Here is an 8,670-nt window from a genome sequence, read left to right as displayed (position 1 = left end):
TTATCCTCGTCCCCCACCTCACCCGCCACCGCCCGGCCGCCTTCACCCTGCCCGCCCGACTGGGAGCCGCAGATCTGCGAGCTCAAGGCGGCGGTGGAAGTGCTGAAGCGGCAGCACCTGACCGACGTCGACATCGGCGCGCTGCTCGACGCCACGACCCACGCGGGAATCAAGACACTGCCCCGTACGCGCGGTTCTTCGATGCGAAGGAGGAGCAGGAGCGGAGCGAAGACGAACGGCGGGCGCGCGACGGCACGCCCGGCATCGGCATCGTCTTCGAGACGCGGCCCGACGGGCTGCACATCGTCGACGTGATTCCCGACGCGCCCGCGGAACAGGCCGGCGTGCGCCCCGACGATCTCGTCGTCGCGATGAACGATACGAGCGTCGTCGGCATCGACGCCGCCGACCTGACCAAGCTCGCCAAGGGCGACGCGGGTGTGCCGCTGAAGCTCACGGTACAGCGCGGCCCGTCGCACGCGATGCTGAGTTTCGCGCCCGTGCGGACGATCCTCAAGCCGCACCCTGCGACCGCGAAACGGCTCGCCGGCGACGTCCTGTACACGCGCCTGTCGAGCTTTCCGGAGCCCGCGGTCGGCGCCTACATCGACGCGGTGCAGGCCGCACGCCGCGCGGGGCCGCCCGTGAAAGGCGTGATTCTCGACCTGCGCATCAACGGCGGCGGCGCGCTCAATGCGGCGATCGGCATCACCGCGCTGTACGCGGGCCGCGATCGCACCGCGATGGTGACGGTCGAGCGCGGCGACGCCAACCGTCGCCGCTACACGACCAACTGGCCCGACTACGCGTTGCCGGTCATGCACGGACAGGATCCGCTCGCGCCGTTGCAGGCCGACGACTGGTGGCGCACCGTGCCGCTCGTCGTGCTCGTCGACGGACAGAGCGCGTCGGCCGCCGAAGCGACCGCGGCGGCGCTGAAGGATCTCGGCCGCGCGAAGCTGCTCGGCATGCCGACCTACGGAAAGGGGCTCGCGCAGACGGGCGTCGACCTGATCGACGGTACGCGCCTGAATTTCACGTTCGCGCGCAACCTGCGGCCGAACGGCTGCCCGATGGACGGCTACGGCGTCGTGCCCGACTGGCTGGTGCCGCCGCGCCGCGACTCGGACGTCGACGGCGTGCTGCTGTGGTACCGCGAAGCCGATCTCCCGCGCGCGTCGTATGCGGACCGGCTGGCGCCCGACCCGTTCGCGAAGGTGCGCAAGGAACGGCAGAAGCTGCGCGAGCAGCGTGCGCTTGCAAAGATCGACTCGGCGAAGAGCGCGGCGCTGCCGCAGCGCGAGTTCGGCACGGCGTCCGACTGGCAACTCGGGCAAGCCCTTGCCGCGCTCGCGGGGCGCCCCGTGCGAACGGTCGACGCCAGGCCGCAACTGATGCCCGCGCAACCCGTGTGCGAGCGCGCCGGCAACTGACGCGCGCCGCGTGCCCCTGTTACCGGAAGCCGAACCGCCGGCGCAGCACGACCAGCGCCGCGAGGCTCAGCACGGCCGCGAACATCAGGTAGAAGCTCGGTGCCGTCTTCATCCCGGTCGCCTTGATCAGCCACGCGATGATGAACGGCCCGAAGCCGCCGAAGATCGTCACCGCGACGTTATAGGCGAGCGACATCCCAGTCGTGCGCGTCTGCACCGGGAACACTTCGGACAACAAACCCGGCAGCGCCGCGAAGTAACCCGTCATCAGGAATGCGAGCAGCACCTGCAGCGCGATCAGCGTGCCGAAGCCCGGATGGGCGACCAGGTACGCGAATGCCGGATAGATCAGCACGAGGATGCCGACCGCCGGCGCGATCATCACGCGCACGCGGCCGTAAGTATCCGACCAGTGGCCGACGAGCGGTGCGAACACCATCTGGATCACGCCGACGACGAGGATCGCCGCGAACGCGGCCGACGGCGCGAGGCCGAGCTGCTTCACGCCGTAGGTCGGCATGAACAGCACGAGATAGGTCGCGACGGTGCCGAGCACGACGACGCCCATCGCGGCGACGAGACGCGCCTTGTGCGACGCGAACGTGTCCCGCAGCGGGTTCGCGGTGCCTTCCGCCGCGAGGAATTCGGGCGTCTCGTCGACCTTCGTGCGGATGTAGTAAGCGACGGGCCCGAGCAGCAGGCCGAAGAAGAACGGCACGCGCCAGCCCCACGACGCCATCTGCGCGGCCGAGAGCTGCGCGTTCAGCACGGTGCCGAAGCCGGCGGCGAGCAGCGTCGTGAGCCCCTGGCTCGCGACCTGCCAGCTCGCGAAGAAGCCGCGCCGGCCCGGCACGTGTTCGGCGAGGAACGCGGTCGCGCTGCCGAATTCGCCGCCGGCCGAGAAGCCCTGCATCAGCCGCGCGGCGACGAGGATCACCGGCGCCGCGACGCCGATCGCCCCGTAGGTCGGCAGCACCGCGATGATCAGCGTGCCGGCCATCATCAGCAGGATCGACAGCGTGAGCGCGGCCTTGCGGCCTGCGCGGTCGGCGTACGCGCCGAGCACGATCGCGCCGAGCGGGCGCATGAAGAACGACACGCCGAACGTGCCGAGCGTGAGCAGCAGCGACACGGTGTCGTTGCCGGCCGGGAAGAACAGCTTCGAGATCGTCACCGCGAAAAAACCGTAGACGACGAGATCGAACCACTCGAGCGCATTGCCGATCGACGCGGCGACCACCGCGCGCCACACGCGCGGCGACGAGGCAATGGGACGGGACTGCGTGACGGCATGCATCGGCGATCTCCTTGTCGTTGTACGTTCTGTTCGAGGCGGCCGCGGCCACGCGCGCGCCGTCGGCGCCGCCCGGGCGCCGCAAGCGGCGCTCGGGCGATTATAGGCGCGCAAAAAAAACCGCCGCGCCCGTGGAACGGGAACGCGGCGGTCGGCGCACACCGGGCCGGCGCGGCGGCCGGCCCGGCTGGCGGGGTTACTGCTGCTTGACGGCTTCGGCCGTGATCAGCAGCTTCGTCTTCATCTTGAAGCCGTACTGCTTGCCGTAGTCGAGGCCGAAATCGTCGCGGCTGAATTCGCCGACCGCGTCGACGCCGCACACTTCACGCTTGAGCATCGGATGCGGCATGCACTTGAACGAGTCGATCTTCAGCGTCACCGGCTTCGTGACGCCATGCAGCGTCAGGTTGCCGACCACCGACACCGGCTTGTCGCCGTCGAACTTGATCGTGCCCTTGTAGTTCGCCTGCGGGAACTTCGCGACGTCGAAGAATTCGTTCGTCTGCAGATGCTCGTCGAGCTTCGCGCTGCCGGTGTGGATCGACGCGATGTCGGTCGTCACGTCGACCGTACCCGTCTTCGCCGCGCGATCGAGCGTCACGGTGCCGCTCGACTTGTCGAACTTGCCGCGCCAGACCGACAGGCCGCCGAAGTGGTCGGCCTCGAAGCTCGGGTACGTGTGGGACGGATCGAACTGGTAGGTTGCGCTGTCGGCGAATGCCGAGAACGACAGCGTGGCAGCCAGTGCGCCCGCGGCGATCATCAGATGCTTTTTCAACTCTTTCTCCTTGGAACGGCGCCGCGCCCTCGCGCGGCATTCGGGTGATGCGATGGTTCGCCGCTTACTTCGTGGCGACGAGATGGAACTTGATCTGCACTTCGTCCGCGACGACCGACGTGTCCTTCCATTCGCCGGTGCCGACGTTGAAGGCCGAACGCTTGATCGGCAGCACGCCGTCGAACGTCTGCGTCGCGCCGTTCTGCGTGACCGTGACGGGCACCGTGACGGTTTCGGCCTTGCCCTTGATCGTCAGCTTGCCGGTCACGTTGTACTTGTTGCCGCCGGCCGGTGCGATCGCCGACGACACGAACGTCGCCTGCGGGAAAGCCTTCGCGTCGAACCAGTCCTTGCCGGCGACCTGGTCGTTGTACATCTTGTCGCCGAGGTCATAACTCGCGACGTCGATCGTCATCTGGGCGCTGCCCTGCGCGGCCTTCGCCGGATCGAACTTCACCTGCGCGGAAAACTTCTTGAACGCGCCTTCGGTCGGCACGTTCATCTGCTTCGACACGGCGGACACCTTGCTCTTCGCGAGATCGACATCGGCGTGCGCCGCGCCCGACGCGACAAGTGACACCGCGGCGAACGCGGTCAGCATGGAGCGGGAGAAAGACACTTTCATGGGATCCTTCATTTGGCGGAGGGAAGCATCCGCGACAGCAGGCCGTCGCGGTCCAACAACTGGTGCTTGAGCGCCGCGAGCACGTGCATCGCGACGAGCGCAAGCAGAATGTAATTCAACGACACGTGGAGCGTCTTGAAGGTTTCCTTCAGCACCGGATCGGGGTCGATCAGGCGCGGCAGCGGCACGATGCCGAGGTAGACGACCGGGATGTTCGAGGCCGAGCTGTACAGGTAGCCCGTCACGGGGATCACGATCATCAGCACGTACAGCAGCATGTGCACGCCGTGCGATACCGCGCGCTGCCACGCCGGCGTGTCGGCCGGCAGCGGCGGCGGCACGTGCGTCGCCCGCCACAGCACGCGGATGACCGCCAGCGCGAACACCGTCACGCCGATCCACTTGTGCCACGAGAAGTACTTCAGCTTGGTCGGCGTGAAGCCGGGGATGTCGGTCATCACCCAGCCGAGCGCGAAGCCGCAGATGATCAGCAGCGCGATCAGCCAGTGCAGCGCGATCGCGGTATGCGCATAACGTGCCGGCACGGCCGGCGGCGATTTCGATACCATCCTGGATTCCTCAGTTCAGCGAACAGCCGCGCCGGCCATTCTTCCGACGCTTGTCAAGGGCGCCATGCTACCGCAACCTTTTGACGCGCGCGGACTCTGAGGACAGGCATGTCAGCCGGCCGACAGCTTCCCGTCATGTTACCGGCCGGTCACAAACCGCACGATCCTTGACACGCCGAAAAGGCCCTTTTGGTAAGATTGGCGCGGGTTCCGGCCCCGTCGACGCGTGTCCCCGGCCGTCGCACAACTGCCTTTTCCATGCAACGATACGACCTGATTGCCTGTCACGAGTGCGACGCACTGTTGCACAAACCGCGCCTGAGCGGCCGCGAAATCGCGCGTTGCCCGCGCTGCGACGCGCTGCTTTATCGCAACAGCGCGGCGCAGATCGAGCGGATCTGCGCGCTCGCGCTCGCGGCACTGATCACGTTCACGATTGCCCAGGCGTTCCCGATCCTCGAAATGGACGTGAACGGCAACCGCGTGCAGACCACGCTGATCGGCGCGATCGACTCGCTGTGGCGCCAGGACATGGCGATCGTCGGCGTGATGGTGTTCTGCTCGACCGTGCTGTTCCCGCTCGTCGAGATGTCCGCGCTGCTGTACCTGCTGCTGCCGATCCGCCGCGGCGTCGTGCCGCCCGGTTTCAACCTCGTGCTGCGCGCGATCGAGCTGGTGCGGCCGTGGGGGATGATCGAGGTGTTCATGCTCGGGATCCTCGTCACGATCGTCAAGATGGTGAGCCTCGCGCGCGTCGTGCCCGACGCCGCGCTGTTCGCGTTCGCCGCGCTCACGCTGATGATCGCCGTGGTGCTGATGTTCGATCCGCGCACGCTGTGGGACATCGCCGACGACCTGCGCGCCGGGCGCTCGCCCGGGCAGCCCGACGCCGCCCCGCTGCCGGAAGCCGCCCGCCGATGACGATCCCGACCGCCGCCCGCGAGGGCTACGTCAGCTGCCACACGTGCGGGCTCGTGCAGACGCTCGACCATCCGCACGCGCATTGCGCGCGCTGCGGCAGCGCGCTCCATTTCCGCACGCCGAACAGCCTGATGCGCACGTGGGCGCTGCTGCTCGCGGCCGCGATCCTGTACATTCCGGCGAACCTGCTGCCGATCATGCGCACCGCGTCGATCGTCGGCTCGCAGGAAGACACGATCATGAGCGGCGTCATCTATTTCTGGGTGTCGGGCGACTGGCCGCTCGCCGTCGTCGTGTTCGTCGCGAGCATCCTCGTGCCGATGCTCAAGCTCGGCGTGCTGCTGATCCTCGTGATCAGCGCGCAGCGCCGCACCGCGTGGCGGCCGCAGCAGCGCACGCGGCTGTTCCGGATCGTCGAGCGCATCGGCCGCTGGTCGATGCTCGACATCTTCGTCGTGACGCTGACCGTCGCGCTCGTCCATTTCCGTTCGCTCGCCGTCATCACGGCCGGCCCCGGCGCGCTCGCGTTCGGTTCGGTCGTGATCCTGACGATGCTCGCGTCGATGCAGTTCGATCCCCGCCTGATCTGGGATCCAGTCGAAACCTCAGGGAATCACCATGAATAGTCCACAAGGCCCGCAGCACGACGCGCCCCGGCCGCCCGATCCGACGATCTCGACGAAAAGCGGCTGGCTGCCGTCGCTCGTCTGGCTCGTGCCGCTGATCGCCGCGCTGATCGGCATCGGCCTCGTGATCAAGTCCGTGCGCGAACGCGGCCCGGAAATCACGATCAGCTTCCACAGCGCCGAAGGGCTCGAGCCCGGCAAGACCCAGGTCAAGTACAAGGACGTCGAGATCGGCATGGTCAAGACGATCAAGCTGTCGAAAGACCTGTCGCGCGTGCTCGTCCAGGTGCAGCTCAAGAAGGAAGCCGAGGACTTCGCGGTCAAGGGCTCGCGCTTCTGGATCGTGCGGCCGCGCGTCGGCGCGACCGGCGTGTCGGGGCTCGGTACGCTGCTGTCGGGCGCGTACATCGGCGTCGACGCCGGCCGCGGCCAGGACACGCTGACCGATTTCACGGGCCTCGAGACGCCGCCGGCCGTCACGGGCGACCAGAAAGGCACGCAGTACGTGCTGCGCGGCGATTCGCTCGGCTCGGTCGACATCGGCTCGCCGGTCTACTACCGCCGCGTGCAGGTCGGCCAGGTGGTCGGCTTCTCGCTCGACAAGGACGGCACGGGCGTCACGTTCAACGTGTTCGTCAACGCGCCGTACGACCAGTACGTCGGCATCAACTCGCGCTGGTGGCAGGCGAGCGGCGTCGATCTGCGGCTCGATTCGAGCGGCCTGAAGCTGAACACGCAGTCGCTCGCGACGGTGATCCTCGGCGGCATCGCGTTCCAGACGCCGCCGAACCAGGGCTCCGGCACGACGGCGCCGAACAACACGACGTTCCGCCTTGCGTCCGACGAGGGCGACGCGATGCGCGACCCGGACGGCCAGCCGCTGCAGGTCGTGATGAACTTCAACCAGTCGCTGCGCGGGCTCGCCGTCGGCGCGACGGTCGACTTCCGCGGCATCGTGCTCGGCGAAGTGACGAACATCGGTATCGACTTCGATCCGAAGACGAAGAACTTCCTGATGCCGGTGACGATGAACATCTATCCGGAACGCCTCGGCCGGCGCTTCCGCGAAACGATCGAGAGCAAGGGCGAACCGGCCCGCCGCGAGATCGTCGAGCGGCTCGTCCAGCACGGGCTGCGCGGCCAGTTGCGCACGGGCAACCTGCTGACGAGCCAGCTGTACGTCGCGCTCGACTTCTTCCCGAAGGCACCGGCCGTGAAGATCGACACGGCACGCCAGCCGCTCGAGCTGCCGACCGTGCCGAACACGCTCGACGAGCTGCAGCTGCAGGTCGCCGACATCGCGAAGAAGCTCGACAAGGTGCCGTTCGACCAGATCGGCGCGAACCTGAACAGCGCGCTCGCGAACGCCGACAAGCTGTTCAAGCAGCTCGACACGCAGGTCGCGCCGGAAGCGCGCGACACGCTGTCGGCGGCGAAGCAGACCTTCTCGACCGCCGAAGCGACGCTGCAGCAGGATTCGCCGCTGCAGTCCGACGTGCGCGGCGCGCTGAAGGAACTCACGCGCACGCTGCAATCGCTGAACGCGCTCGCCGACTACCTCGAGCGTCACCCCGAATCGCTGCTCAAGGGCAAGCCAGGAGATCAACCATGACGACACGCGTGAACGGTTTCGCGAGCGGTGCTGCGGCGGTTGCCGCCGCCCTCGCGCTCGCCGCGTGCAGCTCGCCGCCCGCGCGGTTCTACACGCTCAGCCCGGCCGATGCCGCTGCGCCCGTGCGCACCGCGCCGGCCAACCCGGCGTTCCTGATCGAGGTGCCGTCCGTCGGCGTGCCCGAGCAGGTCGCGAAAAACCAGCTGGTCGTGCAGAAGAACGCCGCGCAGGTTGACGTGCTCGAGCAGGAACGCTGGGCATCGCCGCCCGCCGACGAGATCCGCCGCGCGCTGTCGGACGATCTCGCCGCGCAGCTCGGCACGATCGACGTCGCGAATTCCGCGACTCCGCCCGGCGTGCCCGTGTACCGCATCAGCGTGAACGTGCAGCGCTTCGAGTCGTGGCCCGGCAAGCGCGCGGCGGTCGACGCGGTGTGGAGCGTGCGCTCGCTCGCCACGCAGGCCGTGATGACCTGCCGCACGAGCGTCGCCGAACCGGTCGCCGACGGCTACGACGCACTCGTCGCCGGCCACCGGCGCGCGCTCGACGTGATCGCCACGCAAGCCGCGGCCGGCGTGCGTGCCATGGCCGCGCGCCGTGGCGCTTCGGCTGCCACGGCACCCGCGGCCGGCGGCAAGACGGCCGCCGCGCCGGTCGTGCCGTGCCCGGCCAATCCGGCGCCGGGCGGCGGCGCCGGCGCGACGGGCAAGTCCGGCGCATAAGCGGGCGGCGGGCGGGCGACGGGCGGGCGGCGCGCGGGCGAACGCTCGACGGCGTACACACCTGCGCGGCTTCGTCCAGCGCGGCGCGTC

At 68.4% G+C, this 8,670-nt stretch carries 8 protein-coding genes and 1 pseudogene; 5 read left to right on the top strand and 4 right to left on the bottom strand.

What is annotated here, in order from left to right; genetic code table 11:
• Nucleotides 1-1,433: pseudogene (locus VK92_RS33300) on the top strand (S41 family peptidase); the annotation flags it as partial.
• Between the two features lie 19 nt (nt 1,434-1,452).
• On the opposite strand, the gene VK92_RS33295 reads toward VK92_RS33300, so the two are convergent.
• The 4 genes from VK92_RS33295 to VK92_RS33280 all read right to left on the bottom strand — a co-directional run bounded on the left by VK92_RS33295 (nt 1,453) and on the right by VK92_RS33280 (nt 4,699).
• Entirely contained in the window at nt 1,453-2,730 is a 1,278-nt protein-coding gene (locus tag VK92_RS33295) for an MFS transporter (RefSeq protein ID WP_048024169.1), read from the bottom strand.
• 193 nt (nt 2,731-2,923) lie between these two features.
• A complete protein-coding gene (locus VK92_RS33290) occupies nt 2,924-3,505 on the bottom strand; it encodes a YceI family protein (RefSeq protein WP_021156367.1) in 582 nt (193 codons plus the stop codon).
• Nucleotides 3,506-3,569: 64 nt separating this feature from the next.
• Entirely contained in the window at nt 3,570-4,130 is a 561-nt protein-coding gene (locus VK92_RS33285; RefSeq protein ID WP_042972699.1) for a YceI family protein, read from the bottom strand.
• An 8-nt stretch (nt 4,131-4,138) separates the two neighbouring features.
• Entirely contained in the window at nt 4,139-4,699 is a 561-nt protein-coding gene (locus tag VK92_RS33280) for a cytochrome b (RefSeq protein WP_021156369.1), read from the bottom strand.
• Nucleotides 4,700-4,957: 258 nt separating this feature from the next.
• On the opposite strand from VK92_RS33280, the gene VK92_RS33275 reads away from it, so the two are divergent.
• The 4 genes from VK92_RS33275 to VK92_RS33260 are packed head-to-tail and all read left to right on the top strand — an operon-like array spanning nt 4,958 to nt 8,580.
• Nucleotides 4,958-5,620, top strand: coding sequence for a paraquat-inducible protein A (locus VK92_RS33275; protein ID WP_021156370.1), 663 nt, complete (start codon nt 4,958-4,960; stop codon nt 5,618-5,620).
• On the top strand, nt 5,617-6,246 hold the full coding sequence (locus VK92_RS33270; RefSeq protein ID WP_021156371.1) for a paraquat-inducible protein A: 630 nt from the start codon (nt 5,617-5,619) through the stop codon (nt 6,244-6,246). The genes VK92_RS33275 and VK92_RS33270 overlap by 4 nt, the downstream gene beginning before the upstream one ends.
• Nucleotides 6,239-7,858, top strand: coding sequence for a PqiB family protein (locus tag VK92_RS33265; RefSeq protein ID WP_027788344.1), 1,620 nt, complete (start codon nt 6,239-6,241; stop codon nt 7,856-7,858). Before VK92_RS33270 ends, VK92_RS33265 begins: the two co-directional genes overlap by 8 nt.
• Nucleotides 7,855-8,580 (top strand): PqiC family protein, encoded by a 726-nt coding sequence (locus VK92_RS33260; protein WP_048024167.1) that lies wholly within the window; start codon nt 7,855-7,857, stop codon nt 8,578-8,580. Before VK92_RS33265 ends, VK92_RS33260 begins: the two co-directional genes overlap by 4 nt.
• Nucleotides 8,581-8,670 lie beyond the last annotated feature (90 nt).

Source organism: Burkholderia sp. LK4 (assembly GCF_001043615.1).
GTDB classification, from domain to species: domain Bacteria; phylum Pseudomonadota; class Gammaproteobacteria; order Burkholderiales; family Burkholderiaceae; genus Burkholderia; species Burkholderia cepacia.
Note: the sequence above shows the minus strand (reverse complement) of the source record. Positions and strands in the feature narration are given on the sequence as shown.